This is a genomic window from Caballeronia sp. PC1 (assembly GCF_021353155.1).
In the GTDB taxonomy this organism is placed as follows: domain Bacteria; phylum Pseudomonadota; class Gammaproteobacteria; order Burkholderiales; family Burkholderiaceae; genus Caballeronia; species Caballeronia cordobensis.
Genome location: NZ_JAJUBH010000001.1, coordinates 3064824 through 3091526 on the forward strand (window position 1 = coordinate 3064824; position 26703 = coordinate 3091526).

The 26703-nt window shown below is 60.2% G+C and carries 28 protein-coding genes, 3 tRNA genes and 2 rRNA genes; 32 read left to right on the plus strand and 1 reads right to left on the minus strand.

Annotated elements, in window-relative coordinates; translation table 11 throughout:
* Positions 1-104: 104 nt before the first annotated feature.
* From LY284_RS14690 to tatC, 21 genes are all read left to right on the plus strand, one after another.
* Positions 105-734 (plus strand): phospholipid-binding protein MlaC, encoded by a 630-nt coding sequence (locus LY284_RS14690; protein WP_045451243.1) that lies wholly within the window; start codon positions 105-107, stop codon positions 732-734.
* Positions 731-1018: a lipid asymmetry maintenance protein MlaB gene (locus tag LY284_RS14695; protein WP_014192425.1), complete on the plus strand. Its 288-nt coding sequence runs from the start codon at positions 731-733 to the stop codon at positions 1016-1018. Before LY284_RS14690 ends, LY284_RS14695 begins: the two co-directional genes overlap by 4 nt.
* Before the next feature lie 203 nt (positions 1019-1221).
* The gene (locus tag LY284_RS14700) at positions 1222-2148 is read left to right on the plus strand and encodes an ABC transporter ATP-binding protein (RefSeq protein WP_045451240.1); all 927 of its coding nucleotides are present in this window, start codon (positions 1222-1224) and stop codon (positions 2146-2148) included.
* A complete protein-coding gene (locus tag LY284_RS14705) occupies positions 2145-2900 on the plus strand; it encodes an ABC transporter permease (RefSeq protein WP_014192423.1) in 756 nt (251 codons plus the stop codon). The genes LY284_RS14700 and LY284_RS14705 overlap by 4 nt, the downstream gene beginning before the upstream one ends.
* A 17-nt stretch (positions 2901-2917) precedes the next feature.
* Positions 2918-3157 carry a BolA family protein gene (locus tag LY284_RS14710; protein WP_014192422.1) on the plus strand — a complete coding sequence of 80 codons (240 nt, stop codon included), beginning with the start codon at positions 2918-2920 and terminating at the stop codon, positions 3155-3157.
* A gap of 153 nt (positions 3158-3310) precedes the next feature.
* The gene (gene murA, locus LY284_RS14715; RefSeq protein WP_014192421.1) at positions 3311-4582 is read left to right on the plus strand and encodes a UDP-N-acetylglucosamine 1-carboxyvinyltransferase; all 1272 of its coding nucleotides are present in this window, start codon (positions 3311-3313) and stop codon (positions 4580-4582) included.
* Positions 4579-5280, plus strand: a complete 702-nt coding sequence (gene hisG, locus LY284_RS14720) for an ATP phosphoribosyltransferase (protein WP_014192420.1) — start codon at positions 4579-4581, stop codon at positions 5278-5280. Before murA ends, hisG begins: the two co-directional genes overlap by 4 nt.
* A 46-nt stretch (positions 5281-5326) precedes the next feature.
* Positions 5327-6649, plus strand: coding sequence for a histidinol dehydrogenase (hisD, locus tag LY284_RS14725; RefSeq protein ID WP_045451237.1), 1323 nt, complete (start codon positions 5327-5329; stop codon positions 6647-6649).
* A 74-nt stretch (positions 6650-6723) separates the two neighbouring features.
* A complete protein-coding gene (gene hisC, locus LY284_RS14730; RefSeq protein ID WP_045451235.1) occupies positions 6724-7797 on the plus strand; it encodes a histidinol-phosphate transaminase in 1074 nt (357 codons plus the stop codon).
* Positions 7798-7830: 33 nt separating this feature from the next.
* Positions 7831-8418 carry an imidazoleglycerol-phosphate dehydratase HisB gene (hisB, locus tag LY284_RS14735; protein ID WP_008344136.1) on the plus strand — a complete coding sequence of 196 codons (588 nt, stop codon included), beginning with the start codon at positions 7831-7833 and terminating at the stop codon, positions 8416-8418.
* A 48-nt stretch (positions 8419-8466) separates the two neighbouring features.
* A complete protein-coding gene (locus LY284_RS14740) occupies positions 8467-9087 on the plus strand; it encodes a YchE family NAAT transporter (protein WP_014192417.1) in 621 nt (206 codons plus the stop codon).
* On the plus strand, positions 9084-9725 hold the full coding sequence (hisH, locus tag LY284_RS14745; RefSeq protein ID WP_083972833.1) for an imidazole glycerol phosphate synthase subunit HisH: 642 nt from the start codon (positions 9084-9086) through the stop codon (positions 9723-9725). The genes LY284_RS14740 and hisH overlap by 4 nt, the downstream gene beginning before the upstream one ends.
* Before the next feature lie 148 nt (positions 9726-9873).
* Positions 9874-10626 carry a 1-(5-phosphoribosyl)-5-[(5-phosphoribosylamino)methylideneamino]imidazole-4-carboxamide isomerase gene (hisA, locus tag LY284_RS14750; RefSeq protein ID WP_014192415.1) on the plus strand — a complete coding sequence of 251 codons (753 nt, stop codon included), beginning with the start codon at positions 9874-9876 and terminating at the stop codon, positions 10624-10626.
* 65 nt (positions 10627-10691) lie between these two features.
* Entirely contained in the window at positions 10692-11465 is a 774-nt protein-coding gene (hisF, locus tag LY284_RS14755) for an imidazole glycerol phosphate synthase subunit HisF (protein ID WP_045451228.1), read from the plus strand.
* Between the two features lie 4 nt (positions 11466-11469).
* Complete coding sequence (gene hisI / locus LY284_RS14760) at positions 11470-11874, plus strand: phosphoribosyl-AMP cyclohydrolase (protein ID WP_014192413.1); 405 nt, start codon at positions 11470-11472, stop codon at positions 11872-11874.
* Complete coding sequence (locus LY284_RS14765) at positions 11871-12239, plus strand: phosphoribosyl-ATP diphosphatase (RefSeq protein ID WP_014192412.1); 369 nt, start codon at positions 11871-11873, stop codon at positions 12237-12239. The genes hisI and LY284_RS14765 overlap by 4 nt, the downstream gene beginning before the upstream one ends.
* A 32-nt stretch (positions 12240-12271) precedes the next feature.
* Positions 12272-12664 carry a membrane protein gene (locus LY284_RS14770; RefSeq protein WP_045451225.1) on the plus strand — a complete coding sequence of 131 codons (393 nt, stop codon included), beginning with the start codon at positions 12272-12274 and terminating at the stop codon, positions 12662-12664.
* A gap of 30 nt (positions 12665-12694) precedes the next feature.
* Positions 12695-13057, plus strand: coding sequence for a histidine triad nucleotide-binding protein (locus LY284_RS14775; RefSeq protein ID WP_041730702.1), 363 nt, complete (start codon positions 12695-12697; stop codon positions 13055-13057).
* A 153-nt stretch (positions 13058-13210) separates the two neighbouring features.
* Complete coding sequence (tatA, locus tag LY284_RS14780; RefSeq protein ID WP_014192410.1) at positions 13211-13456, plus strand: Sec-independent protein translocase subunit TatA; 246 nt, start codon at positions 13211-13213, stop codon at positions 13454-13456.
* Positions 13457-13492: 36 nt separating this feature from the next.
* Complete coding sequence (gene tatB / locus LY284_RS14785) at positions 13493-14023, plus strand: Sec-independent protein translocase protein TatB (protein ID WP_045451222.1); 531 nt, start codon at positions 13493-13495, stop codon at positions 14021-14023.
* Positions 14024-14074: 51 nt separating this feature from the next.
* A complete protein-coding gene (tatC, locus tag LY284_RS14790; RefSeq protein WP_045451220.1) occupies positions 14075-14851 on the plus strand; it encodes a twin-arginine translocase subunit TatC in 777 nt (258 codons plus the stop codon).
* Positions 14852-14957: 106 nt separating this feature from the next.
* Here tatC and LY284_RS14795 read toward each other — a convergent pair whose 3' ends face one another.
* A complete protein-coding gene (locus tag LY284_RS14795) occupies positions 14958-16181 on the minus strand; it encodes a S1C family serine protease (protein WP_014192407.1) in 1224 nt (407 codons plus the stop codon).
* Between the two features lie 20 nt (positions 16182-16201).
* Between LY284_RS14795 and LY284_RS14800 the strand changes: the two genes are divergently transcribed.
* The 11 genes from LY284_RS14800 to LY284_RS14850 all read left to right on the plus strand — a co-directional run bounded on the left by LY284_RS14800 (position 16202) and on the right by LY284_RS14850 (position 26667).
* Positions 16202-16948, plus strand: coding sequence for a Nif3-like dinuclear metal center hexameric protein (locus LY284_RS14800; RefSeq protein ID WP_045451217.1), 747 nt, complete (start codon positions 16202-16204; stop codon positions 16946-16948).
* A 218-nt stretch (positions 16949-17166) separates the two neighbouring features.
* A complete protein-coding gene (petA, locus tag LY284_RS14805; protein ID WP_041730699.1) occupies positions 17167-17787 on the plus strand; it encodes a ubiquinol-cytochrome c reductase iron-sulfur subunit in 621 nt (206 codons plus the stop codon).
* Positions 17788-19170, plus strand: a complete 1383-nt coding sequence (locus LY284_RS14810; RefSeq protein ID WP_045451214.1) for a cytochrome bc complex cytochrome b subunit — start codon at positions 17788-17790, stop codon at positions 19168-19170.
* Between the two features lie 23 nt (positions 19171-19193).
* Complete coding sequence (locus LY284_RS14815; RefSeq protein ID WP_014192403.1) at positions 19194-19949, plus strand: cytochrome c1; 756 nt, start codon at positions 19194-19196, stop codon at positions 19947-19949.
* A gap of 93 nt (positions 19950-20042) precedes the next feature.
* Positions 20043-20654, plus strand: a complete 612-nt coding sequence (locus LY284_RS14820) for a glutathione S-transferase N-terminal domain-containing protein (RefSeq protein ID WP_014192402.1) — start codon at positions 20043-20045, stop codon at positions 20652-20654.
* 63 nt (positions 20655-20717) lie between these two features.
* On the plus strand, positions 20718-21221 hold the full coding sequence (locus LY284_RS14825; RefSeq protein ID WP_045451208.1) for a ClpXP protease specificity-enhancing factor: 504 nt from the start codon (positions 20718-20720) through the stop codon (positions 21219-21221).
* Positions 21222-21239: 18 nt separating this feature from the next.
* Positions 21240-21315 (plus strand) — tRNA-Thr (locus LY284_RS14830).
* 396 nt (positions 21316-21711) lie between these two features.
* Positions 21712-23244: ribosomal RNA gene (locus LY284_RS14835) — 16S ribosomal RNA — on the plus strand.
* Positions 23245-23306: 62 nt separating this feature from the next.
* Positions 23307-23383, plus strand: a tRNA-Ile gene (locus LY284_RS14840).
* 46 nt (positions 23384-23429) lie between these two features.
* A tRNA-Ala gene (locus tag LY284_RS14845) sits at positions 23430-23504 on the plus strand.
* Between the two features lie 280 nt (positions 23505-23784).
* Positions 23785-26667 (plus strand): 23S ribosomal RNA (locus LY284_RS14850).
* The 16S and 23S rRNA genes sit together here with 3 tRNA genes alongside, the layout of an rRNA operon.
* Positions 26668-26703 lie beyond the last annotated feature (36 nt).

The window sequence follows — 26703 nt, forward strand, 5'->3', positions numbered from 1 at the left end:
GGTAACATATCTAACGACATTTCTTACGCTTTGGCTGCTGTTCCGCCTGAACTCGCTTCAGGCGGCGCGCTCAAACCGAAGCCTCTACTTTTGCAGGATCTGTGATGAAAAAACTTTTGCTTCTTCCCCTCTTTGCGATGTTCATGGCGGTTTGCGGCGCGGCGTCGGCGCAAGCCGTCGATAGCAGCGCGCCCGACGTGCTGATCAAGACGGTCACGCAGCAAGTCCTCGACGAGATCAAGTCGGACAAGAAGATCCAGTCGGGCGACATTCAGAAGATCACCGAACTCGTCAACCAAAAGATCCTGCCGTACACCGACTTCACGCGCACGACGCGCCTCGTGATGGGTCGCAACTGGAATTCGGCTACGCCGGAACAGCAAAAGCAGATCGTCGAGCAATTCAAGATTCTGCTGATTCGCACGTACTCGGGCGCGCTCGCGCAGGTGCGCAACCAGACGGTTCAATACAAGCCGTTCCGTGCGAGTCCGGACGACACCGACGTCGTGGTTCGCTCCGTCGTCATGAACAACGGTCAGCCGGTCGAGCTCGACTACCGCCTGTACAAGACGGCGCAAGGCTGGCGCGTGTACGACATCAACGTGCTCGGCGCGTGGCTGATCCAGGCGTATCAGCAGCAGTTCAACGAGCAGATCTCGCAGAACGGCGTGGGCGGTTTGCTGCAATTCCTGACGCAGCGTAACCAGCAACTCGCGGGCGCCAAGGCATCGTGAGCACGCAAGCCACAGGCGGCCGTTTCCAGACGGCCGCGACCCTGACCCACGAGAGCGCGAAGGCCGCGCTCGACGCGGGTCTGTCGCGCATCGCGGCAGGCGCGACCGAAGTCGATTGCGCGCCGCTCACGCAATTCGACTCCTCCGCGCTCGCCGTGCTGCTCGCATGGCAGCGCGCCGCATCCGCGCGCGGCGCTGCGTTCGGCGTCGTCAACCTTCCTTCCGGGCTTGCGAGTCTCGCGCGAGCCTACGGCGTCGATACGCTCCTCACCTTCCGACATTGATGCTGCTCTGACCGCAGCGCAGAAGGCGGCGACGCGCGCCGCCGCTGCAATCGGGATCACTCCGAAGTCGGCGTCAAGCGCTTTGTCCTATAATCAAACGTTTTTTTCGCGGCCGTACCCGGCCCTTTTTGTCTGAGCCGGGATCGTCACGCGAATCTCCGCACAATCGAGGCGCGGCCGTGCGAGGCGCGCGCACTGTCCACATGTCAGCCATAGAAATCCGAAACGTCAGGAAGCGCTACAAGGATCTCCAGGCGCTCAAAGGCGTGAGCCTCACGGTGGAAGAGGGCGAGTTCTTCGGCTTGCTCGGTCCCAACGGCGCCGGCAAAACCACGTTGATCAGCATTCTGGCCGGCCTGGCGCGCGCCGATAGCGGCACGATCTCCGTGCGCGGCCACGATGTCGTCAGCGACTTCCGGGCGGCGCGGCGCGCGCTCGGCGTCGTGCCGCAGGAGCTCGTCTTCGATCCGTTCTTCACCGTGCGCGAGTCGCTGCGCATCCAGTCGGGCTACTTCGGCTTGCGCAACAACGACGACTGGATCGACGAAGTCATGGCCAATCTCGATCTCACCGAGAAAGCCGACGTCAACACGCGCGCGCTTTCCGGCGGGATGAAGCGCCGCGTGCTCGTGGCGCAGGCGCTGGTGCATCGGCCGCCTGTGATCGTGCTCGACGAGCCCACCGCCGGCGTCGATGTCGAACTGCGCCAGACGCTCTGGAAGTTCATCTCGCGCCTGAATTGCGAAGGCCACACGATCGTGCTGACAACGCACTATCTGGAAGAAGCCGAATCGCTGTGCGACCGCCTCGCGATGCTCCGTCGCGGCGAAGTCGTGGCGCTGGAGCGCACGAGCGCGTTGCTGCAGCGGTTCTCGGGCATGCAGTTATATTTGCGGCTGTCGAACGGCGCGCTGCCCGCCGAGCTGCGTTCGCTCGAAGTCGATCCGCACGCGGTGTCGGGCACGCAGCATTTGTTGCGTCTCGCGACCTACGACGATGTCGAGCCGATTCTCGCGAAATGCCGCGCGGCCGGCTGCACGTTCGACGAAATCGAAGTGCGCAAGGCCGATCTCGAAGACGTATTCGTGCAGGTGATGAACGAGCCGGAAGTGGTCGAGGGACTTTCATGAGCGGTTTCCAGACGTTGTTCTACAAGGAGCTGTTGCGCTTCTGGAAGGTCTCGTTTCAGACAGTGCTCGCGCCGGTGGTCACGGCGCTGCTGTATCTCACCATCTTCGGCCACGCGCTGTCGGGGCACGTGCAGGTGTATCCGGGTGTCGGCTACACGAGCTTCCTCGTGCCGGGCCTGGTGATGATGAGCGTGCTGCAGAACGCGTTCGCGAATAGCTCGTCGTCGCTGATCCAGTCGAAGATCACGGGCAATCTCGTGTTCGTGCTGCTGCCGCCCATCGCGCACTGGGAAATGTTTTTCGCGTATGTGCTGGCGTCGGTCGTGCGCGGGCTGAGTGTCGGTCTCGGCGTGTTCATCGTGACGATATGGTTCATCCCGATGTCTTTTTCCGCGCCGTTCTACATCATTGCGTTCGCGATCCTCGGTTCGGGCATTCTCGGCACGCTCGGTTTGATCGCGGGCATCTGGGCGGACAAATTCGATCAGCTGGCCGCGTTTCAAAACTTCCTGATCATGCCGCTCACGTTTCTTTCCGGCGTGTTCTACTCGACGCATACGCTGCCGCCGCTGTGGCGCGCGGTGTCGCATCTGAATCCGTTCTTCTACATGATCGACGGCTTCCGTTACGGCTTTTTCGGCCTGTCCGACGTCAATCCGCTGGTGAGCCTCGGCATCGTCGGCGGATTTCTCGCGGTGCTGGCGTTGATCGCCGTGCGTTTGCTCGCGAGCGGCTACAAGCTGCGTCACTAATATTCAAGGAGACTTTCATGTTGCCGACTCCGGAGCAAGTGAAGGACTACATCGCCAAAGGTCTCGCCTGCCAGCATCTCGAAGTGGAAGGCGACGGCCAGCATTTTTTCGCGACCATCGTGAGCGACGCGTTCGTCGGCAAGCGGCTGATCGCGCGTCATCAACTGGTTTATGCAGCGCTCGGCGAGCGCATGCGCGAGGAGATTCATGCGCTCAGCATGAAAACCCTCACCCCCGACGAGTGGAAAGCGGCCTGAGTCCACCCGGCGAAGCCAATCAGGTCATACGACTCATCTTCAGCAACATCCGGCATCACCGGTAGACAAAGGCAGTAAAGAGTGCGATTCATTCAAGACAACGGCGGCGCCCAGAACGGCACCGCAGGCAGCTCGGTAGAAGGACAAGCAAGCATGGATAAACTGGTCATCACGGGGGGCGCGAAGCTCTCTGGCGAAATCACCGTCTCGGGCGCGAAGAACGCGGCTCTGCCCATTCTTTGCGCGAGCCTTCTCACCGCCGACGACGTCCATCTGTCGAACGTGCCGAATCTCCAGGACGTGCGCACGATGCTCAAGCTGCTGCGCCAGATGGGCGTGCAGTGCGAAGTGTCCGGCGACGGGCGCGTCACGCTGAATGCGTCGAAGGTCGACAAGCTGGTCGCGCCTTACGAAATGGTGAAGACCATGCGCGCGTCGATTCTCGTGCTCGGGCCGCTCGTCGCGCGCTTCGGCGAGGCGAAGGTGTCGCTGCCCGGCGGCTGCGCGATCGGCGCGCGTCCGGTCGATCAGCACATCAAGGGCCTGCAGGCGATGGGCGCCGAGATCAACATCGAGCACGGCTTCATCGAGGCGCGTGCGAAGCGTCTGAAGGGCGCGCGCATCATCACGGACATGATCACCGTCACCGGCACGGAAAATCTGCTGATGGCGGCGGTGCTGGCCGAAGGCGAAACCGTCATCGAGAACGCGGCGCGCGAGCCGGAAGTCTCCGACCTCGCGCATCTGCTCGTGAAGATGGGCGCGAAGATCGACGGCATCGGCACGGATCGTCTGGTGATTCAGGGCGTGGACAAGCTGCACGGCGCGAAGCACGACGTCGTGCCGGACCGCATCGAGGCGGGCACGTTCCTGTGCGCGGTCGCGGCGGCGGGCGGCGATGTCATGCTGCGCCGTGTGAGCTCGCATCTGCTCGACGCCGTGACGGCCAAGCTGCGCGAAGCGGGCGTGAGCATCGAGGAAGGCGACGACTGGATGCGCGTGCGCATGAGCAAGCGCGCCGAAGCGGTGAACATCCGCACGTCGGAATATCCGGCGTTCCCGACCGACATGCAGGCGCAGTTCATGGCGCTCAACACGATCGCGAGCGGCACGTCGCAAGTCGTCGAGACGATCTTCGAGAACCGCTTCATGCACGTGCAGGAGCTGAACCGTCTGGGCGCGCGCATCACCATCGACGGCAACACCGCGCTCGTGTCGGGCGTCGAGATGCTCTCCGGCGCGAAAGTCATGGCGACGGATCTGCGCGCATCGGCAAGCCTCGTGATCGCGGCAATGTGCGCCGACGGCGAAACGCTCATCGACCGTATCTACCATCTGGACCGCGGTTACGACCGCATGGAAGCGAAGCTGACCGCCGTGGGCGCGAACGTACGCCGCATCAAGGGCAGCGGGAGCGAGCAATGAGTTCGCTGCCGCAGACGTCGTCGTCGGTGGAGCCGCGCGCTCCGCTCACGCTCGCGCTGTCGAAAGGGCGTATCTTCGAGGAAACGCTGCCGCTGCTCGCGGCGGCCGGCGTGCAGGTGGCCGAAGATCCGGAAAGCTCGCGCAAGCTGATTCTGCCGACCACGAACCCGAACCTGCGCGTGATCATCGTGCGCGCAACCGATGTCCCGACCTACGTCGAATACGGCGCGGCGGATTTCGGGGTCGCGGGCAAGGACGTGCTGATCGAGCATGGCGGCGGCGGCTTGTATCAGCCGATCGATCTGGACATCGCGCGTTGCCGGATGTCGGTGGCCGTGAAGGCCGGTTTCGATTACGCGAACGCGGTGCGCCAGGGCGCGCGCCTCAAGGTCGCGACGAAGTACACCGAGGTGGCGCGCCAGCATTTCGCGTCGAAGGGTGTGCACGTCGACCTGATCAAGCTGTACGGTTCGATGGAGCTCGCGCCGCTCGTCGGACTGGCCGATGCAATCGTCGATCTGGTGAGCTCAGGCGGCACGCTGCGGGCGAATAACCTCGTCGAAGTCGAAGAGATCATGCAGATTTCGTCGCGCCTCGTCGTGAATCAGGCGGCGCTCAAGCTGAAGCGGGCGGCGCTCACGCCCTACCTCGACGCCTTCGAGCGCGCCACGGCCCAGAGAGCCGGCACAGGCAATTAGGCGAGCCGCACACTGCGGCGCGCCACAAGCAAAACGGAAAACCAGCATGTCCATCAAGATTCGCAAACTCGATTCCAGCACCGATGGTTTCCAAAAGGCGCTGCGCGCGGTCCTCGCATTCGAGGCGAGCGAAGACGAAGCGATCGAGCGCTCGGTCGCGCAGATTCTCGCCGATGTCAAAGCGCGCGGCGATGAGGCCGTGCTCGAATACACCAACAAGTTCGATCGCCTGAAGGCTGCGAGCGTCGCGGCGCTCGAACTGCCGCTGTCCGAAATGGAAGCCGCGCTCGAAGGGCTCGAACCCAAACGGCGCGCGGCGCTCGAAGCGGCTGCGGCGCGCGTGCGCGGTTATCACGAAAAGCAGCGTATCGAGTGCGGCAGCCATAGCTGGCACTACACCGAAGCAGACGGGACCGTGCTCGGCCAGAAGGTTACGCCGCTCGATCGCGCGGGCATCTACGTGCCGGGCGGCAAGGCGGCGTATCCGTCGTCGGTGCTGATGAATGCGATTCCGGCGCGCGTCGCAGGCGTGAAGGAAATCGTGATGGTCGTGCCGACGCCCGACGGCGTGAAGAATCCGCTCGTGCTCGCGGCGGCGCTGCTCGGCGGCGTGGATCGCGTGTTCACGATCGGCGGCGCGCAGGCCGTGGCCGCGCTCGCGTACGGCACGCAAACCGTGCCCGCCGTCGACAAGATCTGCGGCCCGGGCAATGCGTATGTCGCGTCGGCGAAGCGCCGCGTGTTCGGAACGGTCGGCATCGACATGATCGCCGGTCCGTCCGAAATCCTCGTGATTTGCGACGCCACCACAGATCCGCGCTGGGTCGCGATGGACCTCTTTTCTCAAGCCGAGCATGACGAGCTCGCGCAATCCATCCTGCTGTGCCCCGACGACAACTTCATTCAGCGCGTCGAAGATGCGATCGTCGAGCTGCTGCCCGCGATGCCGCGCCGCGAAGTCATTCAGCGCTCCCTCGAAGATCGCGGCGCGCTCATCAAGGTGAAGGACATGGCTGAAGCCTGCGCGATCGCCAACGATATCGCGCCGGAGCATCTGGAGATTTCCGCGCTCGATCCGCATCAGTGGGCCTCGCAGATCCACAACGCGGGCGCGATGTTCCTCGGCCGCTATACGAGCGAAAGCCTCGGCGATTACTGCGCGGGCCCGAATCACGTGCTGCCTACGTCGCGTACGGCGCGCTTCTCGTCGCCGCTCGGCGTGTACGACTTCATGAAGCGTTCGAGCGTGATCGAAGTGAGCGCGGACGGCGCGCAGACGCTCGGCGAAATCGCGGCGGAACTCGCGTACGGCGAAGGCTTGCAGGCGCATGCGAAGAGCGCCGAATACCGAATGAAAAACATCGGCTGAGATAAAGCCGACTCCACGGAACGAGGCGGCCTGAGAGCCGCCATTGAAAACCGGCGGGAGAGCGCCGGGAAATCATGACGACAGCCCAAGACATCATTCGTCCCGACGTACTCGCGATGACGAGCTATCCCGTGCCCGATTCAACGGGCCTGATCAAGCTCGACGCGATGGAAAATCCCTACACGCTGCCCGCCGATCTCGCCGAACGCCTGGGCGCCCATCTCGCCGGCGTCGCACTGAATCGGTATCCGGCGCCGCGCCCCGCGGAACTGCTCGCCAAGATCAAACGCGCGATGCACGTGCCCGACGCCTGCGACGTTTTGCTCGGCAACGGCTCCGACGAGTTGATCACCATGATGTCGGTCGCGTGCTCGACGCCGGGCGCGAAGGTCGTGGCGCCGGTGCCGGGCTTCGTGATGTACGAAATGTCGGCGAAGTTCGCGCACCTCGAATTCATCGGCGTGCCGCTGAAGGCCGACTTCACGCTCGACGCCGATGCGCTCATTGCCGCCATCGACGAGCACGCGCCCGCGCTCGTCTATCTCGCGTATCCGAACAATCCGACCGGTACGCTCTACGACGACGCCGATATCGAACGCGTGATCGCGGCGGCACGAAAAAGTCTCGTCGTGATCGACGAGGCGTATCAGCCGTTCGCGGAAAAGACCTGGTTGCCGCGCGCGGCGGATTTCGACAATGTCGTCGTGATGCGCACCGTCTCGAAGCTCGGCCTCGCGGGCATCCGGCTAGGCTATATGGCCGGTCGGCCCGCGTGGATCATGCAGTTCGACAAGGTGCGCCCGCCCTACAACATCAACGTGCTGACGCAGGCCACCGCCGATTTCCTGCTCGATCACCTCGACGTGCTCGACGCGCAAGCAGCCGAACTGCGCGCGCAACGCACGAAACTCGCGCGCGACCTGGCCGCGCTGCCCGGCATGACCGTCTATCCGAGCGCGGGCAATTTCCTGCTCGTGCGCGTGCCGGACGCCGCCGTTGCTTTCGAAACCCTTCTGACTTCGCGGGTTTTGATAAAAAACGTGGGTAAAATGCATCCATTGCTCACTAACTGCGTGCGTTTGACGGTCGGCACGGCCGAGGAAAACGAGCAGATGGTCGCGGCGCTGAAAAAGCTCGCACCGAACTGACCCCCACTTTTCGAAAAGTCTCAAGGAATCACCATGCGCATTGCGGAAGTCGTTCGCAACACCAGCGAAACGCAGATCCGTGTGAAGCTCGATCTGGACGGCACCGGCAAGCAGAAGCTCGCCACCGGCGTCCCGTTCCTCGATCACATGCTCGACCAGATCGCCCGTCACGGGCTCATCGATCTCGACATCGAAGCGCACGGCGACCTCCATATCGACGATCACCACACGGTCGAAGACACCGGCATCACGCTCGGAATGGCCATCGCGAAGGCTATCGGCGACCGCAAGGGCATTCGCCGCTACGGGCATTCGTATGTTCCGCTGGACGAGGCGCTGTCGCGCGTCGTGATCGATTTTTCCGGCCGGCCCGGGCTCGAATTCCATGTGCCTTTCACGCGCGCGCGTATCGGCACGTTCGACGTCGATCTCACCATCGAATTTTTCCGCGGCTTCGTGAATCACGCGGGCGTGACGCTGCACATCGACAACCTGCGCGGCATCAACGCGCATCATCAGGTCGAAACCGTGTTCAAGGCGTTCGGCCGCGCGCTGCGCATGGCCTGCGAAGTCGATGAACGCGCGGCGGGGCAGATTCCGTCGACCAAAGGCAGTCTCTGAACGGCGCTCGGCGCTTTCGCTGTTTCAAGCACGCGCGTCGGGATCACGATGGATCTGTTCAAGTCGTTCATATCGCTGCTCGCGCTGATCAACCCGATCGGCGCGATACCGTTTTTTCTCAGCCTGACCTCGCAGCAATCCGACATCGAGCGGCGCAACACGATTCGCGTCGCGTCCATTTCGGTGTTCTGCGTGATCGCCGTGACCGCGCTGCTCGGGCAGCAGATCATCGCGTTCTTCGGCATTTCGGTCGGGTCGTTCGAAGTGGGCGGCGGCATCATCATGCTGCTCATGGCGATCAGCATGTTGAACGCGCAGGTCGGCAACGCGCGCTCGACGCCGGAAGAACGCATGGAGGCCGAGGAGCGCAACAGCGTCGCGGTCGTGCCGCTCGCGATTCCGCTGCTTACCGGCCCCGGCTCGATCAGCACGGTGATCGTCTATGCGGCCAATGCGCAGCACTGGTATGACCGTTTCGGGCTCGTCGTGCTGGGCGCGATCATCGCGGGGCTGTGCTTCGGCGCGCTGAATCTCGCCGAGCCGATCGCCCGCGTGGTCGGGCGCACCGGGATCAATATCGGCACGCGTCTCATGGGTTTGATGTTGTCCGCGCTGGCGGTGGAGTTCATCGTCGACGGGTTGAAGGCCTTGATGCCATCTTTGAAATGAATACTTCGATTGCGATTGTTGATTACGGAATGGGCAACCTGCGCTCGGTCTACCAGGCGCTGAAAAAGGCTGCACCCGACGCGAACGTGGCGATCGTCGATCAGCCGCAGGGCATTCACGCCGCGGATCGCGTCGTGCTGCCGGGCCAGGGGGCGATGCGCGACTGCATGAGCCATCTCACCGAATCCGGCCTGCAGGAAGCGGTGATGCAGGCGGCGCGCGAAAAGCCGATGCTCGGCGTATGCGTCGGCGAGCAGATGCTCTTCGACTGGAGCGAGGAAGGCGACACGAAAGGCCTCGGCCTGCTGCCGGGCAAGGTCGTGCGCTTCCAGCTCGACGGTCTGCTTCAGGACGACGGATCTCGCTTCAAGGTGCCGCAGATGGGCTGGAACCGCGTGCGCCAGACGCAGGCGCATCCGATCTGGGACGGCGTCGCGGACGGCGCGTTCTTCTACTTCGTGCACAGCTATTACGTGGTGCCGGCGAATCCGGCGCACACGTCCGGCGAAACCGTGTACGGTGGCGCATTCACATCGGCGGTGGCGCGCGACAATATCTTCGCGACCCAATTTCACCCCGAAAAGAGCGCGGATGCCGGATTGCGCCTGTACCGCAATTTCGTGCACTGGAACCCGTGAAACGGCGCGCCCGCTAGCGTTTTCGCCTATTACGACCGGCGCATGACCGTTGCAAGACTTGTACTACACTAGCGAGACGGCGCGAAGGGCGCGTAACACCGCGCGTGCGCCGTTTTGATCAACTCCACCCAGAAACTACGCGATACCTATGCTGCTCATTCCGGCCATCGATCTTAAGGACGGTCAGTGCGTGCGCCTCAAGCAGGGCGATATGGACCAGGCGACCATTTTTTCAGAAGATCCTGCGGCAATGGCCCGACATTGGGTCGATCGCGGCGCGAGACGACTGCATCTGGTCGATCTGAACGGCGCGTTCGCCGGCAAACCGCGAAATGGCGATGCGATCCGCTCGATCATCGAAGAAGTGGGTAGCGAGATTCCCGTGCAGTTGGGCGGCGGCATCCGCGATCTGGAAACTATCGAGCGCTATCTGGACGACGGTTTGTCGTTCGTGATCATCGGCACCGCGGCGGTGAAGAATCCGGGCTTCCTGCGGGACGCGTGCAGCGCGTTCGGCGGGCATATCATCGTCGGGCTGGACGCAAAGGACGGCAAGGTCGCCACCGACGGCTGGAGCAAGCTGACGGGCCACGAAGTCGTGGATCTCGCCCGCAAGTTCGAGGACTACGGCTGCGAATCGATCATCTACACCGACATCGGGCGCGACGGCATGCTTCAGGGCATCAACATCGACGCGACCGTGCGCCTCGCGCAGGCGGTGAAGATTCCGGTGATCGCGAGCGGCGGGCTGTCGAACATCGCGGACATCGAATCGCTCTGCGAGGTCGAGGGCGAGGGCATCGAAGGCGTGATCTGCGGCCGCGCGATCTACTCCGGCGATCTCGATTTCACGGCCGCCCAGACGCGTGCCGACGCGCTGCGCGAACCGGACGGCGCTTAACTATTCTCGCGGCGCGAGCATGGCCGGGCACGCCCGGCTGCTTCTACTTCGTGACACCACAGAAAATGGCTCTCGCTAAACGCATCATTCCCTGTCTCGACGTGACCGCTGGCCGCGTCGTGAAGGGCGTCAATTTCGTCGAATTGCGCGACGCGGGCGATCCCGTCGAAATCGCGCGGCGCTACGACGATCAGGGCGCGGACGAACTCACTTTCCTCGACATCACCGCAACCTCCGATCAACGCGATCTGATTCTGCCGATTATCGAGTCGGTGGCGTCGCAGGTGTTCATTCCGCTGACGGTCGGCGGTGGCGTGCGCGCGGTCGAAGACGTACGGCGGCTGCTCAACGCGGGCGCGGACAAGATCAGCATGAATTCGTCGGCGGTCGCGAATCCGCAGCTCGTGCGCGACGCGTCGGACAAGCACGGTTCGCAATGCATCGTCGTCGCGATCGACGCGAAGCGCGTGTCGGGCGAAGGCGAAACGCCGCGCTGGGAAGTCTTCACGCACGGCGGCCGCAAGGCGACCGGCATCGATGCGATCGAGTGGGCGTGCAAGATGGCCGAATACGGCGCGGGCGAAATCCTGCTCACCAGCATGGACCGCGACGGCACCAAATCCGGCTTCGATCTCGCCCTGACGCGCGCCGTGTCGGACGCGGTGCCGGTGCCGGTGATCGCATCGGGCGGCGTCGGGTCGCTCCAGCATCTGGCGGACGGCATCGTCGAAGGTCACGCGGACGCGGTGCTCGCCGCGAGCATCTTCCACTACGGCGAGCACACGGTCGGCGAAGCCAAGCGCTTCATGGCCGATCACGGCATTTCGGTAAGGACGTAAGCCGATGAACGCAGAAGCCGGCTGGCTCGACAAAGTGAAGTGGGACGCGAACGGCCTTGTGCCAGTGATCGCGCAGGAACACACGACCAACGACGTGCTCATGTTCGCGTGGATGAATCGCGAGGCGCTCGCGAAAACCATCGAACTGAAACGCGCGGTGTATTTTTCACGCTCGCGCCAGCGCCTGTGGTTCAAGGGCGAGGAATCGGGCCACGTGCAGCACGTGCACGACGTGCGCCTCGATTGCGACGAAGACGTCGTGCTGCTCAAGGTCGAACAGGTCTCGGGTATCGCGTGCCACACGGGCCGCCATTCCTGCTTTTTCCAGAAATTCGAAGGCACGGCCGAGAGCGGCGAGTGGGTTGCGGTCGAACCCGTGCTGAAAGACCCAGAAAGCATCTACAAATGACGCAAGACACCACGCTGGACACGCTGTTGCGACTCGCTTCCATCATCGACAGCCGCAAGGGCGGCGATCCGGAACAATCCTACGTTTCCCGACTCTTTCATAAAGGTGACGACGCGATCCTGAAGAAGATCGGCGAGGAAGCGACGGAAGTCGTGCTCGCCGCGAAGGACGCGCGTCACGGCGGCGCACCGAAGGCACTGGTCAGCGAGGTCGCCGATTTGTGGTTTCATTGTCTCGTGACGCTGTCGCATTTCGATCTGAGTCCCGCCGACGTCATCGCCGAACTCGAACGTCGTGAAGGCTTGTCGGGAATCGAAGAGAAAGCGCTGCGCAAGTCGCGCGAGCGCGAGCAGAACGGCGGCTGACGAGCGTCTCGCATTTGCGAAGGAGGTCAAGCATGAACCGGCCGTACGAACCTTATCCGCCTGTCATTCAGAATTCGACCGATCCGGAACGTCTGCGCAATATTCGCACGTTCACCCATGTGCTTTATGCGCTGTACGCCGTCTATTGGCTGACGGGCGGGCTCACCGGCCTCGTCGCCATCATCCTCAACTACGTCAAGCGCAGCGATGCCGTCGGCACGCCGTGCGAAGATCATTTCACGTGGCAGATCCGCACGTTCTGGTGGTCGCTGCTCGGGCACGTCGTCGGTTTCGCCCTGATCTGGGTGCTCGGCCTCGGCTTTCTGGTCATCGGTGCGACCTGGATCTGGACGCTTTATCGGATCATCAAGGGCTGGCTGTTCCTCTACGAGGGCAAGACGCTCGACGCGACCGCGTGGTTCTAATCACATCCGACAACGAAAACCGTCAAGTCCATGAGCCAAGACACCTGTATTTTTTGCCGGATCGCTTCCGGACAGCTTCCGAGCACAAAAGTCTACGAAGACGATGAATTTGTCGCGTTCAACGACATCAATCCTGCTGCGCCGGTGCACGTGCTGGTGATTCCGCGGAAGCATATTGAAACACTTTCTCATTGCACAGAAAGTGACAGTCCGCTGCTTGGTAGAATGGTGAGTCTCGTCGGAAGGTTGGCGAAAGACCTGGGTGTGTCCTACACGGGGGGCGACACGGGCTTTCGCACGGTAATTAATACCGGACCGGGCGGCGGGCAGGAGGTGTATCACATCCACGCGCATTTGTTAGCCGGCGAGCGCCCGTGGCGCCGAATGGGGTAAGCCGCATTCTTTGTCGGCATTCTCCTTTCCAATGAAATATTGGGCGAGCAAAATCGATAGTTGAAGCTGAGGCGATCTGCCTCGGCTCGGTCGAAAGGCCGATCTTCCGTCCCCGGTACCCAATTCGGGGCGGAATCACGGAGAGTTTTCATCATGGGTTCGTTAAGCATTTGGCATTGGTTGATCGTTCTGTTGATCGTGGCGCTCGTCTTCGGCACGAAGAAGTTGCGCAATATCGGCGGCGATCTGGGCGGCGCGGTGAAGGGTTTCAAGGACGGCATGCGCGAGGGCGAAACGCCGGCCGATCGGGCGAACGCAGCCGACCAGCGCGAACTGCCGCGTAACGGCGCGGTGGACGTCGAGGCAAAGGACAAGTCCCGCTCGGGCGACTACCGTTAATTCGGCCGCCGACCGCAACCATCCACTTCTCGTTCAATGCTCGATCTCGGTCTGACCAAAATGGCGGTCATCGGCGTCGTGGCGCTGGTGGTCCTCGGGCCGGAGCGCCTGCCGGGCGTCGCGCGCACGGCGGGTGCGCTCTTTGGGCGCGCTCAGCGCTACATCAACGACGTCAAGTCGGAAGTCGCGCGCGAAATGGAACTCGATGAGCTGAAGAAAATGCGCACCGAGTTCGAAACGGCGGCGACGAACGTGCAGTCGTCGATTCACGACACGCTCAAGCGCCACGAGTCGGAGTTGAACGATGCGTTCAAGGAAGGCTCGTCGGTCACGCCGAGCATTGCGGGCGGCGAGGCGGATTCCGCCGGCGGCGCCGCATCGGACAAGCCTTGGGCCAGCACGTCGACCTCGACGCCAGTGAAGCGCAAGAACTGGCGCGTCAAGCAAAGCGCGCTGCCCAACTGGTACAAGCGCACGACCGCGCGCCGCACCCGGGTCCAGTCGGGCGCGGCGCGCGTCGCGCGTCACACGCCCGCCACGTTGCGCCGGCAGACGAAGTTCTTTTGAGCGAGCCGCGCTTCCATCCCCATTTCCTTCCATGAATAACCGAGGGCCGGCGTGAGCGACCCGCAATTACCCAAAGAAGAGCCCGTCGAAGAGACGTTCATATCGCATCTGGTCGAATTGCGCGACCGCATCATTCGCGCGGGCGCTGCGGTCATCGTCGTGTTCGTCTCGCTGGTGTACTGGGCGCCGGACATCTTCAAGCTGCTGGCCCGCCCGCTGATGCAGAACCTGCCGGCCGACGGCAAGATGATCGTCACCGACGTCACCGGCTCGTTCTTCGTGCCGATGAAGGTCACGATGCTCGTCGCGTTCGTCATCGCGCTGCCGATCGTGCTGTATCAGATCTGGGCGTTCGTCGCGCCGGGCTTGTATCAGCACGAAAAGAAGCTCGTCGCGCCGCTCGTGTTCAGCAGCTATTCGCTGTTCCTGTGCGGCATGGCGTTCGCGTATTTCGTCGTGTTCCCGACGATCTTCCGAGTGATGGCGCACTACAACGCGCCGCTCGGCGCGGAAATGACGACGGATATCGACAATTACCTGAGCTTCGTCCTGACGATGTTCATCGCGTTTGGCGTGACCTTCGAAGTGCCGATCGTCGTCGTGCTGCTCGCGCGCATGGGCGTCGTGTCGATCGCGAAATTGAAGCAGGTCCGTCCTTACGTGATCGTCGGCGCGTTTGTCATTTCCGCGGTCGTCACGCCGCCCGATGTTTTCTCGCAGCTCATTCTCGCGATTCCGCTCGTCATTCTTTATGAGCTGGGCATCATCGCGGCGCGGCTGGTGGTCGGCAAGGAAGAGATCAAAAGCGGGGAAGCCGCGGCGGAATAGCGGCCTTGGGTGCGGCTAATCGTCGCGCCGAGCGGCATGAATTCGGCATGAAAAAAGGCAGCTTCGAGCGATCGAAGCTGCCTTTTTGTTTTACCGGACTCGCGGATTACTCGTCGTTCTGGTCGCCCTGATCGCCGTCGTCTTCCGGCATCTGCGGTGCGCGCGGCGGCGCGGGACGCTTGCCGATCATCACGTTGACGTCGAGCTCCTTGTTCTTGCGCATCAGATGAACCTTCACGGACGTGCCCGGCTTGATCTGCGCCACGACGTTCAGAAGACGCGTCGTATCGGTGATCGTGTCATCGTTGATCGACACGAGGATATCGCCCGGCTTGATGCCCGCTTTGTCCGCCGGGCCGCCTTGCAGCACGCCCGCGACGATCGCGCCGGATTTCTGGTCCAGCCCGAACGACTCGGCAATTTCCGGCGTCACGTCCTGCGGTTCCACGCCGATCCAGCCGCGCGTCACCGTGCCGGTCGTGATGATGCTTTCCAGCACGCTGCGCGCGGTCGACACGGGAATCGCGAAGCCGATGCCGAGCGAGCCGCCGCTGCGCGAGTAAATCGCGGTGTTGATGCCGAGGAGGTTGCCGTTCACGTCCACCAGTGCACCGCCGGAGTTGCCGGGGTTGATGGCGGCGTCGGTCTGGATGAAGTTTTCGAACGTGTTGATGCCGAGGTGATTGCGCCCGAGCGCGCTCACGATGCCCATCGTGACCGTCTGGCCGACGCCGAACGGATTGCCGATCGCGAGCACGACATCGCCCACACGCGTCTGGTCCATTCGCCCGAGCGTGATGCTCGGCAGGTTGGTCATGTTGATTTTGAGCACGGCGAGGTCGGTTTCGGGATCGACGCCGATCACCTTGGCGCTCGACGTGCGGCCATCGGCCAGGGCGACTTCGATTTGATCCGCACCGTCGACCACATGCTGGTTCGTTAGAATGTAACCTTCCGAGCTGACGATGACACCGGAGCCGAGATTCGACGCCGGCGGCTCGTCGCTCTTGCGTTTGTTCTTGTCACCGAAGAAGTAGCGGAATAGCGGGTCTTTCGCACGCGGATCGGGCGGCAGATTGCCGTCCTTGCTGGAGAACACGTTCACAACGGCCGGCATCGCCTTTTGCGCGCCTTCCGAAAAGGACGACTGGAGCGGTCGCGAGCCTATGCTCGGCGCCACTTCCTGCAACGCGACGATCGGCTCGGCAAGCTGCTTGCCGAATTGACCTTGACGTTGAAGCCACTGCGGTTTCAAGGTCGCGATGATGAACATCAGGGCCAAAAGCACGGTGACCGCTTGGGCAAAAAATAGCCAGAAGCGTCTAAGCATTTGAAGGGATAGAGGATTTCATGGATCGGATCGAACTCGAATTGTATCTGAACAATCTGCTGGAAATCGGCCGCTTCAAGGACTATTGCCCTAATGGCCTGCAGGTTGAAGGCGCGCGCCGCGTGCGGAAGATCGCGACCGGCGTGACGGCGTCGCTCGCCTTTCTGGAAGCCGCGGCGGAGTGGGGCGCGGACACCGCGCTCGTGCATCACGGCTACTTCTGGCGCAACGAAGCGCCGCAGATTACAGGGCGCAAGCATCGGCGATTGCGCACGCTGATTGCGAACGACATCAATCTTTTTGCCTACCATCTCCCGCTCGACTCGCATCCGGAACTCGGCAACAACGCGCAGATCGGCGCGCGGCTCGGGTTGATCGCGGACAGCCGTTTCGCCGATCAGGATCTCGGCTGGGTCGCGACGCTCGGCATGCCGCTTCCGCTCGAACACTTCAGCGCGATGGTCGAGAACGCGCTCGGTCGCAAGCCGCTCGTGTTCGGCGATACGGACAAGGAACTGCGGCGCGTGGCGTGGTGCACGGGCGGCGCGCAAGGTTATTTCGAAGACGCCATCGCGGCCGGCGCGGACGTGTATCTCAGCGGCGAAGTCTCCGAGCAGACCATGCATATCGCGGCGGAATCGGGTGTCGCGTACATCGCGGCCGGACATCACGCGACTGAGCGCTATGGCGTGCAGGCAGTGGGCGCGCATCTGTCCGAGCAATTCGATCTCGAACATGTTTTTATCGATATCGATAATCCGGTTTAATGCACTATTAAGGCCTGTCGGCGATTATTGTCGTGTGCGGCTGGCTTAAATGAACGTTTCACGAGATTGCGCGAAAAACGTGGGGAAAACCCTGAAGCATCAATCACTTCGAGTGATTTTTGCTATTCGGCCCTTGTAAATGCCAACTCCATTCGCGCACACTAGCGGCGGAACGACTGATGTGACGGTATAAATCCAACTCAGAAGTGGGGCGTGTGATGCGAGACAAGGAAGAAAAACGCGTCGACGGCGGCCGCCGTACCTGGCTGATTGCGACGACCGTAACAGGTGGTATCGGAGGTGTGGCGACGCTGGTTCCGTTCGTAGGTTCGTTTGCGCCGTCCGCGAAGGCCAAGGCGGCGGGCGCGCCGGTCGAGGTCGATATCAGCGGACTCAAGCCCGGCGACATGATGACCGTCGCCTGGCGCGGCAAGCCGGTGTGGATCGTGAACCGCACCGACGAGATGCTGGCTGACGTCAAGAAGGCCGACAACGAAGTGGCCGACCCGCAGTCGAAGATGGAATTTTCGATGCCGTTGCCGGAGTACTGCAACAACGAGTTCCGGTCGCGCGCCGATCACAAGAACATTTTCGTGGCGGTTGCCGTGTGCACGCATCTGGGCTGCACGCCGACGCCGCGCTTCACCGAAGGTCCTCAACCCAATCTCCCCGATAACTGGCCGGGCGGCTTCCTGTGCCCGTGCCACGGCTCGACCTACGACATGGCCGGCCGCGTCTTCAAGAACAAGCCCGCGCCGCAGAACCTGGACATTCCTCCGTTCATGTTCACCTCCGCGACGCAACTCGTGATCGGCAAGGACGAAAAGGGAGAGGCGTAAATGGCGACCGCAGAAAAGGAAGTCGAGACGACGGGGCTGGTCGGCTGGATCGACCGCCGGTTCCCGATGACGTCGACGTGGAAGAAACACGTATCCGAATACTACGCGCCGAAGAACTTCAACTTCTGGTACTTCTTCGGCTCGCTCGCGCTGCTGGTGCTGGTGAATCAGATCGTCACGGGCATTTTCCTGACGATGAACTACAAGCCCGACGCGACGCTCGCGTTCGCATCGGTCGAGTACATCATGCGCGAGGTGCCGTGGGGCTGGCTCATCCGCTACATGCACTCCACGGGCGCGTCGATGTTCTTCGTGGTCGTCTATCTGCACATGTTCCGCGGGCTGATGTACGGGTCGTATCGCAAGCCGCGCGAGCTCGTGTGGATTTTCGGCTGCGCGATCTTCCTGTGCCTCATGGCCGAAGCGTTCTTCGGCTATCTGCTGCCGTGGGGGCAGATGTCGTTCTGGGGCGCGCAGGTGATCGTGAACCTGTTCTCGGCGATTCCGTTCATCGGACCGGATCTGTCGCTGTGGATTCGCGGCGATTATGTCGTGTCGGACGTGACGCTGAACCGCTTCTTTGCGTTCCACGTGATCGCGATTCCGCTGGTGCTGATCGGTCTCGTGGTCGCGCATCTGGTCGCGCTGCATGAGGTCGGCTCGAACAATCCGGACGGCATCGAGATCAAGGCGAAGAAGGACGCGAACGGCATTCCGCTCGACGGCATTCCGTTTCACCCGTACTACTCGGTGCACGACTTCCTGGGCGTGTGCGTGTTCCTGCTGATCTTCGCGGCGATCATTTTCTTCGCGCCGGAGATGGGCGGTTACTTCCTCGAAGCGAACAACTTCGTGCCGGCGAATCCGCTGCAAACGCCGCCGGAAATCGCACCCGTGTGGTACTTCACGGCGTTCTACGCGATGCTTCGCGCGACCACCGATCCGTTCAAGATCGTGTTGATGATCGTGATCGCGGCGCTCGCGCTGCTCGCGCTTTTGCGCGCGCGCGGCAAGTGGCGTCTCGGCCTGCCGGTGCTCGCGGTGCTCGTGCTGATTTTCATGGCGCTGACGGAATCGAAGTTCTGGGGCGTGGTCGTGATGGGCACGGCGGTCGTTTCGCTGTTCTTCCTGCCGTGGCTGGACAGGAGCCCGGTGAAGTCGATTCGTTACCGGCCGCTTTTCCACAAAGTCTTCTATGCGATTTTCGTGTTCGCGTTCCTGTTGCTCGGATTCCTCGGCACGCGACCGCCATCGCCAGCCGCGACGCTGATCGCGCAGATATGCGCGCTGATCTACTTCGCATTCTTCCTCGGCATGCCTTTCTGGACGCCGCGCGGCAAGTTCAAGACGCCGCCTGAGCGCGTGCACTACAAACCTCACTGAGCGCACGTCCGGAGACAAATACGATGAAAAAATGGCTCTCTACAATATCGATGATCGCCGCGGTGCTGTTCGCGTTCGCGGCGGCGCCCGTGCACGCGGAGGAAGAAGCGGTGCTCGATCGTGCGCCCGATAGCTCGGACAATCTCGCGTCCTTGCAGCACGGCGCTCAAATCTTTGTAAACTACTGCCTGAACTGCCACAGTGCGAATCTGATGCGGTACAACCGGCTGACCGATATCGGCATCAGCGAAAAGCAGATCCAGGAAAATCTGCTGTTTTCGACCGACAAGGTCGGCAACACGATGTCGATCGCGATGCGCCCGGAAGATGCGAAAGCATGGTTTGGTGCATCGCCGCCGGATTTGTCGGTGGAAGCGCGGGCGCGCGGCAAGGACTGGCTCTATACGTATTTGCGGAGTTTCTACCGGGATCCGGCGCGGCCGACCGGCTGGAACAATCGCGTGTACGAAAATGTCGGAATGCCGCATGTACTGTGGACGCTCCAGGGTATCCGCGACGCCAAATTCGAGACGGATACGGACGAGCACACCGGCGAAAAGGTAAGAAGATTCGTGGGTTACACGCAGGTTACACCTGGTGCCATGTCATCCGTGGATTATGATTCAAGTGTGGCCGATCTCGTTTCGTACATGTCGTGGATGTCGGAACCCGCGCAGCAGACGCGCAAGCGGCTCGGCGTCTGGGTTCTGCTGTTCCTGGCGCTCTTGAGCTTCCTCGCGTGGCGCCTGAACGCGGCATACTGGAAAGATATCAAATAGCGCGCCCTCGACGGCGTGGGTCGGCGCGACGGCGTTCCCCGGAAGGGAGCGTCGCGGCCGGCCCTTCGAGTTTACTGAAGGAACTTTAAAAACATGATGGTTCTGTATTCCGGCACTACTTGCCCCTTCTCCCAGCGCTGCCGGCTGGTGTTGTTCGAAAAGGGCATGGATTTCGAGATCCGCGACGTCGATCTGTTCAACAAGCCGGAAGACATCGCGGTAATGAACCCTTACGGACAGGTGCCGATTCTCGTCGAGCGTGACCTGATCCTGTACGAGTCGAATATCATCAACGAATATATCGACGAGCGCTTCCCGCATCCGCAACTCATGCCGGCAGATCCGGTGCAGCGCGCCCGCGCGCGCCTGTTCCTGCTGAACTTCGAGAAGGAACTGTTCGTTCATGTCGGCACGCTCGAGAACGAGAAGGGCAAGGCCGCCGAGAAGAATCACGAGAAAGCGCGTGGCGCGATCCGCGATCGCCTGACGCAGCTTGCGCCGATCTTCCTGAAGAACAAGTACATGCTGGGCGAAGAGTTTTCGATGCTCGACGTCGCGATCGCGCCGCTCCTGTGGCGTCTGGATCACTATGGCATAGAGTTGTCGAAGAATGCTGCGCCGTTGATGAAGTACGCCGAGCGGATCTTCAGCCGCCCGGCTTATATTGAAGCGCTGACGCCTTCCGAGAAGGTGATGCGTCGATAGTTTGCATGCGTTGGGAGGCGGCTGCGCCGTTTCGCGCGGTCGCGTTCCGACAGAGGAAAGTTGATGCAAGAGATTTCCACCAAGCCGTATTTGTTGCGCGCGCTGTATGAGTGGTGCACGGACAATGGCTTTACGCCCCACATCGCCGTGCGCGTCGATGCGGCCACGCGCGTGCCGCGACAGTTCGTGCGCAACGACGAGATCGTGTTGAACATCAGTTTCGAGGCGACGAGCCAACTGCAGATGGGCAACGAGTGGATCGAGTTCAGCGCGCGCTTTTCGGGCAAGTCCCACAAGATCGAAGTGCAGGTTGCAAACGTGCTCGCCATTTATGCGCGCGAGAACGGACAGGGCATGGCGTTCCCGGTCGAGCCGGCGTCGCATTCGGGTGCGGATTTGGGGAGCGCTCCCGTCGGGTCGCGGCCGGTCGAGCGTGATCGGCAGATCGAGGAGTCCGCTGCCGGTGCGGCGGATTCCGGTTCGGCCGCACAGGATGACTCTCAGGAGAACGCCGAGGACGATTCTTCGAAATCGCCCGCGAGGTCTCACCTGAAAGTCGTCAAATGAAGTAGAATCTCGTGCTTCGCCGGCTTAGCTCATCTGGTAGAGCAGTTGATTTGTAATCATCAGGTGGCGGGTTCGAGTCCTGCAGCCGGCACCAAGACTGATGTCGACGGGTCGTGCGATGTTTGCACGACCCGTTTGCTTTGCGGTCGGTAGGAAGATGTAGATAGTCGGCAAGAAAACTTCGAAATTCTTGTTGACAGTAACTGAAGCGGTGTTCATAATCTCGTTTCTCTGCTGCAGACAACGCAGCGACGCAAGACGGTAGCGAAGTAGAGGATCTTGCGATGTGCTCTTTAAAAACTAACAGCCGATAAGTGTGGGCGCTTGATAGCGAGTGCGGCTGGTCTTTCGGGATCAGTAATAGCAAAAGTATCAAGAGTCTCACACGAAGTATCAGAGGAAGGTTTTTCTGTTCTAGGACAGAATAATCATCGTCAGTACGTTGAGTGAGCGACCGGTTCTTAACGGAACCGAAAACAGTAACAGGTTTGAACTGAAGAGTTTGATCCTGGCTCAGATTGAACGCTGGCGGCATGCCTTACACATGCAAGTCGAACGGCAGCACGGGGGCAACCCTGGTGGCGAGTGGCGAACGGGTGAGTAATACATCGGAACGTGTCCTGTAGTGGGGGATAGCCCGGCGAAAGCCGGATTAATACCGCATACGACCTAAGGGAGAAAGCGGGGGATCTTCGGACCTCGCGCTATAGGGGCGGCCGATGGCAGATTAGCTAGTTGGTGGGGTAAAGGCCTACCAAGGCGACGATCTGTAGCTGGTCTGAGAGGACGACCAGCCACACTGGGACTGAGACACGGCCCAGACTCCTACGGGAGGCAGCAGTGGGGAATTTTGGACAATGGGGGCAACCCTGATCCAGCAATGCCGCGTGTGTGAAGAAGGCCTTCGGGTTGTAAAGCACTTTTGTCCGGAAAGAAAACCATCGCCCTAATATGGTGGTGGGATGACGGTACCGGAAGAATAAGCACCGGCTAACTACGTGCCAGCAGCCGCGGTAATACGTAGGGTGCGAGCGTTAATCGGAATTACTGGGCGTAAAGCGTGCGCAGGCGGTCTGTTAAGACCGATGTGAAATCCCCGGGCTTAACCTGGGAACTGCATTGGTGACTGGCAGGCTTTGAGTGTGGCAGAGGGGGGTAGAATTCCACGTGTAGCAGTGAAATGCGTAGAGATGTGGAGGAATACCGATGGCGAAGGCAGCCCCCTGGGCCAACACTGACGCTCATGCACGAAAGCGTGGGGAGCAAACAGGATTAGATACCCTGGTAGTCCACGCCCTAAACGATGTCAACTAGTTGTTGGGGATTCATTTCCTTAGTAACGTAGCTAACGCGTGAAGTTGACCGCCTGGGGAGTACGGTCGCAAGATTAAAACTCAAAGGAATTGACGGGGACCCGCACAAGCGGTGGATGATGTGGATTAATTCGATGCAACGCGAAAAACCTTACCTACCCTTGACATGGTCGGAACCCTGCTGAAAGGTGGGGGTGCTCGAAAGAGAACCGGCGCACAGGTGCTGCATGGCTGTCGTCAGCTCGTGTCGTGAGATGTTGGGTTAAGTCCCGCAACGAGCGCAACCCTTGTCCTTAGTTGCTACGCAAGAGCACTCTAAGGAGACTGCCGGTGACAAACCGGAGGAAGGTGGGGATGACGTCAAGTCCTCATGGCCCTTATGGGTAGGGCTTCACACGTCATACAATGGTCGGAACAGAGGGTTGCCAAGCCGCGAGGTGGAGCCAATCCCAGAAAACCGATCGTAGTCCGGATCGCAGTCTGCAACTCGACTGCGTGAAGCTGGAATCGCTAGTAATCGCGGATCAGCATGCCGCGGTGAATACGTTCCCGGGTCTTGTACACACCGCCCGTCACACCATGGGAGTGGGTTTCACCAGAAGTAGGTAGCCTAACCGCAAGGAGGGCGCTTACCACGGTGGGATTCATGACTGGGGTCGAAGTCGTAACAAGGTAGCCGTATCGGAAGGTGCGGCTGGATCACCTCCTTTCTCGAGCTTCGCACTTAAAGTTAAGCGCTCACGCTTATCGGCTGTTGTTTAAGACAGGCTTTGGGTCTGTAGCTCAGTCGGTTAGAGCACCGTCTTGATAAGGCGGGGGTCGATGGTTCGAATCCATCCAGACCCACCACGGTCAGGATGAGTCGATCGCGTGATCGAGCAGACTCGAGAGACTTGGGGGATTAGCTCAGCTGGGAGAGCACCTGCTTTGCAAGCAGGGGTCGTCGGTTCGATCCCGTCATCCTCCACCAATCCTCAATGCACAGTGTTTCGTGAAGCACTGCGCATTGGCGATTGAAGCCAGTTGATGCTGCAGGAATTGAAGTGATCCTGTCGGCTAAACGTTCTTTAACAATCTGGAAGAAGTAGTAAAGAGACTATCTAAAAGCACTTAGAGATGGGTGCGAGTCGGGTAGTCAGGGTAGTGATTGTATCAAGTATGAAAAGGTGATCGAAAGATTGCTTTGGAATACGGCACAACGCGAATACTCAGCCTATGACGTGGTGAGTCGAGAGACACACTCGTTATAGGGTCAAGCGAACAAGTGCATGTGGTGGATGCCTTGGCGATCACAGGCGATGAAGGACGCGGTAGCCTGCGAAAAGCGGAGGGGAGCTGGCAAACGAGCTTTGATCCTCCGATATCCGAATGGGGAAACCCACTCCTTATGGAGTACCCATGACTGAATACATAGGTCATGTGGAGCGAACGCGGTGAACTGAAACATCTAAGTAACCGCAGGAACAGAAATCAACCGAGATTCCCAAAGTAGTGGCGAGCGAAATGGGACCAGCCTGTACTCTTTATCTATCGTATTAGTCGAACGCTCTGGAAAGTGCGGCCATAGCAGGTGATAGCCCTGTAGACGAAAATAGGATGGAAGAACTAGGGGTACGACAAGTAGGGCGGGACACGTGAAATCCTGTCTGAAGATGGGGGGACCATCCTCCAAGGCTAAATACTCGTGATCGACCGATAGTGAACCAGTACCGTGAGGGAAAGGCGAAAAGAACCCCGGGAGGGGAGTGAAATAGATCCTGAAACCGCATGCATACAAACAGTCGGAGCCTCGTAAGGGGTGACGGCGTACCTTTTGTATAATGGGTCAGCGACTTACGTTCAGTAGCGAGCTTAACTGATTAAGGCAGGCGTAGCGAAAGCGAGTCCGAATAGGGCGATCAGTTGCTGGGCGTAGACCCGAAACCAAGTGATCTATCCATGGCCAGGTTGAAGGTGCGGTAACACGTACTGGAGGACCGAACCCACTAACGTTGAAAAGTTAGGGGATGAGCTGTGGATAGGGGTGAAAGGCTAAACAAACTTGGAAATAGCTGGTTCTCTCCGAAAACTATTTAGGTAGTGCCTCGTGTATCACCTTCGGGGGTAGAGCACTGTCATGGTTGTGGGGTCCATTGCGGATTACTACGCCATAGCAAACTCCGAATACCGAAGAGTGCAATCACGGGAGACAGACATCGGGTGCTAACGTCCGGTGTCAAGAGGGGAAACAACCCAGACCGCCAGCTAAGGTCCCAAAGATTGGCTAAGTGGGAAACGAAGTGGGAAGGCTAAAACAGTCAGGAGGTTGGCTTAGAAGCAGCCACCCTTTAAAGAAAGCGTAATAGCTCACTGATCGAGTCGTCCTGCGCGGAAGATGTAACGGGGCTCAAGCCAGTCACCGAAGCTGCGGATGCGCACGTAAGTGCGTGTGGTAGGAGAGCGTTCCGTAAGCCTGCGAAGGTGTGTCGAAAGGCATGCTGGAGGTATCGGAAGTGCGAATGCTGACATGAGTAGCGATAAAGGGGGTGAAAAGCCCCCTCGCCGTAAGCCCAAGGTTTCCTACGCAACGTTCATCGGCGTAGGGTGAGTCGGCCCCTAAGGCGAGGCAGAAATGCGTAGCTGATGGGAAGCAGGTCAATATTCCTGCACCATTGTTAGATGCGATGGGGACGGATCGCGGAAGGTTGTCCGGGTGTTGGAAGTCCCGGTCGCTGCATTGGAGAAGGTGCTTAGGCAAATCCGGGCACGTAATTCAAGGGTGTGGCGCGAGCTTCTTCGGAAGCGAAGCAATTGGAAGTGGTTCCAAGAAAAGCCTCTAAGCTTCAGTCTAATAGTGACCGTACCGCAAACCGACACAGGTGGGCGAGATGAGTATTCTAAGGCGCTTGAGAGAACTCGGGAGAAGGAACTCGGCAAATTGGTACCGTAACTTCGGGATAAGGTACGCCCTTGTAGCTTGACTGGCCTGCGCCAGGAGGGTGAAAGGGTTGCAATAAACTGGTGGCTGCGACTGTTTAATAAAAACACAGCACTCTGCAAACACGAAAGTGGACGTATAGGGGTGTGACGCCTGCCCGGTGCCGGAAGATTAAATGATGGGGTGCAAGCTCTTGATTGAAGTCCCGGTAAACGGCGGCCGTAACTATAACGGTCCTAAGGTAGCGAAATTCCTTGTCGGGTAAGTTCCGACCTGCACGAATGGCGTAACGATGGCCACACTGTCTCCTCCCGAGACTCAGCGAAGTTGAAGTGTTTGTGATGATGCAATCTCCCCGCGGCTAGACGGAAAGACCCCATGAACCTTTACTGTAGCTTTGCATTGGACTTTGAACCGATCTGTGTAGGATAGGTGGGAGGCTATGAAACCAGGACGCTAGTCTTGGTGGAGCCGTCCTTGAAATACCACCCTGGTTTGTTTGAGGTTCTAACCTTGGTCCGTGATCCGGATCGGGGACAGTGCATGGTAGGCAGTTTGACTGGGGCGGTCTCCTCCCAAAGTGTAACGGAGGAGTACGAAGGTACGCTAGGTACGGTCGGAAATCGTGCTGATAGTGCAATGGCATAAGCGTGCTTAACTGCGAGACCGACAAGTCGAGCAGGTGCGAAAGCAGGTCATAGTGATCCGGTGGTTCTGTATGGAAGGGCCATCGCTCAACGGATAAAAGGTACTCTGGGGATAACAGGCTGATACCGCCCAAGAGTTCATATCGACGGCGGTGTTTGGCACCTCGATGTCGGCTCATCTCATCCTGGGGCTGTAGCCGGTCCCAAGGGTATGGCTGTTCGCCATTTAAAGAGGTACGTGAGCTGGGTTTAAAACGTCGTGAGACAGTTTGGTCCCTATCTGCCGTGGGCGTTGGATATTTGAAGGGGGCTGCTCCTAGTACGAGAGGACCGGAGTGGACGAACCTCTGGTGTACCGGTTGTGACGCCAGTCGCATCGCCGGGTAGCTATGTTCGGAAGAGATAACCGCTGAAAGCATCTAAGCGGGAAACTCGCCTTAAGATGAGATATCCCCGGGGCTTCGAGCCCCTTGAAGGGTCGTTCCAGACCAGGACGTTGATAGGTCAGGTGTGTAAGTGCAGTAATGCATTGAGCTAACTGATACTAATTGCCCGTAAGGCTTGATCCTATAACCAGTGTGTCTTCCTGGTTGAGTATCGTTGTG

Bases quoted from the DNA above. Each gene is read 5' to 3' on its own strand.
- LY284_RS14690 (WP_045451243.1), top strand. From the start codon at position 105: ATGAAAAAACTTTTGCTTCTTCCCCTCTTTGCGATGTTCATGGCGGTT.
- LY284_RS14700 (WP_045451240.1), top strand. From the start codon at position 1,222: ATGTCAGCCATAGAAATCCGAAACGTCAGGAAGCGCTACAAGGATCTC.
- LY284_RS14705 (WP_014192423.1), top strand. From the start codon at position 2,145: ATGAGCGGTTTCCAGACGTTGTTCTACAAGGAGCTGTTGCGCTTCTGG.
- LY284_RS14710 (WP_014192422.1), top strand. From the start codon at position 2,918: ATGTTGCCGACTCCGGAGCAAGTGAAGGACTACATCGCCAAAGGTCTC.
- murA (WP_014192421.1), top strand. From the start codon at position 3,311: ATGGATAAACTGGTCATCACGGGGGGCGCGAAGCTCTCTGGCGAAATC.
- hisG (WP_014192420.1), top strand. From the start codon at position 4,579: ATGAGTTCGCTGCCGCAGACGTCGTCGTCGGTGGAGCCGCGCGCTCCG.
- hisD (WP_045451237.1), top strand. From the start codon at position 5,327: ATGTCCATCAAGATTCGCAAACTCGATTCCAGCACCGATGGTTTCCAA.
- hisC (WP_045451235.1), top strand. From the start codon at position 6,724: ATGACGACAGCCCAAGACATCATTCGTCCCGACGTACTCGCGATGACG.
- hisB (WP_008344136.1), top strand. From the start codon at position 7,831: ATGCGCATTGCGGAAGTCGTTCGCAACACCAGCGAAACGCAGATCCGT.
- LY284_RS14740 (WP_014192417.1), top strand. From the start codon at position 8,467: ATGGATCTGTTCAAGTCGTTCATATCGCTGCTCGCGCTGATCAACCCG.
- hisH (WP_083972833.1), top strand. From the start codon at position 9,084: ATGAATACTTCGATTGCGATTGTTGATTACGGAATGGGCAACCTGCGC.
- hisA (WP_014192415.1), top strand. From the start codon at position 9,874: ATGCTGCTCATTCCGGCCATCGATCTTAAGGACGGTCAGTGCGTGCGC.
- hisF (WP_045451228.1), top strand. From the start codon at position 10,692: ATGGCTCTCGCTAAACGCATCATTCCCTGTCTCGACGTGACCGCTGGC.
- hisI (WP_014192413.1), top strand. From the start codon at position 11,470: ATGAACGCAGAAGCCGGCTGGCTCGACAAAGTGAAGTGGGACGCGAAC.
- LY284_RS14765 (WP_014192412.1), top strand. From the start codon at position 11,871: ATGACGCAAGACACCACGCTGGACACGCTGTTGCGACTCGCTTCCATC.
- LY284_RS14770 (WP_045451225.1), top strand. From the start codon at position 12,272: ATGAACCGGCCGTACGAACCTTATCCGCCTGTCATTCAGAATTCGACC.
- LY284_RS14775 (WP_041730702.1), top strand. From the start codon at position 12,695: ATGAGCCAAGACACCTGTATTTTTTGCCGGATCGCTTCCGGACAGCTT.
- tatA (WP_014192410.1), top strand. From the start codon at position 13,211: ATGGGTTCGTTAAGCATTTGGCATTGGTTGATCGTTCTGTTGATCGTG.
- tatB (WP_045451222.1), top strand. From the start codon at position 13,493: ATGCTCGATCTCGGTCTGACCAAAATGGCGGTCATCGGCGTCGTGGCG.
- LY284_RS14795 (WP_014192407.1), bottom strand. From the start codon at position 16,181: ATGCTTAGACGCTTCTGGCTATTTTTTGCCCAAGCGGTCACCGTGCTT.
- LY284_RS14800 (WP_045451217.1), top strand. From the start codon at position 16,202: ATGGATCGGATCGAACTCGAATTGTATCTGAACAATCTGCTGGAAATC.
- petA (WP_041730699.1), top strand. From the start codon at position 17,167: ATGCGAGACAAGGAAGAAAAACGCGTCGACGGCGGCCGCCGTACCTGG.
- LY284_RS14810 (WP_045451214.1), top strand. From the start codon at position 17,788: ATGGCGACCGCAGAAAAGGAAGTCGAGACGACGGGGCTGGTCGGCTGG.
- LY284_RS14815 (WP_014192403.1), top strand. From the start codon at position 19,194: ATGAAAAAATGGCTCTCTACAATATCGATGATCGCCGCGGTGCTGTTC.
- LY284_RS14820 (WP_014192402.1), top strand. From the start codon at position 20,043: ATGATGGTTCTGTATTCCGGCACTACTTGCCCCTTCTCCCAGCGCTGC.
- LY284_RS14825 (WP_045451208.1), top strand. From the start codon at position 20,718: ATGCAAGAGATTTCCACCAAGCCGTATTTGTTGCGCGCGCTGTATGAG.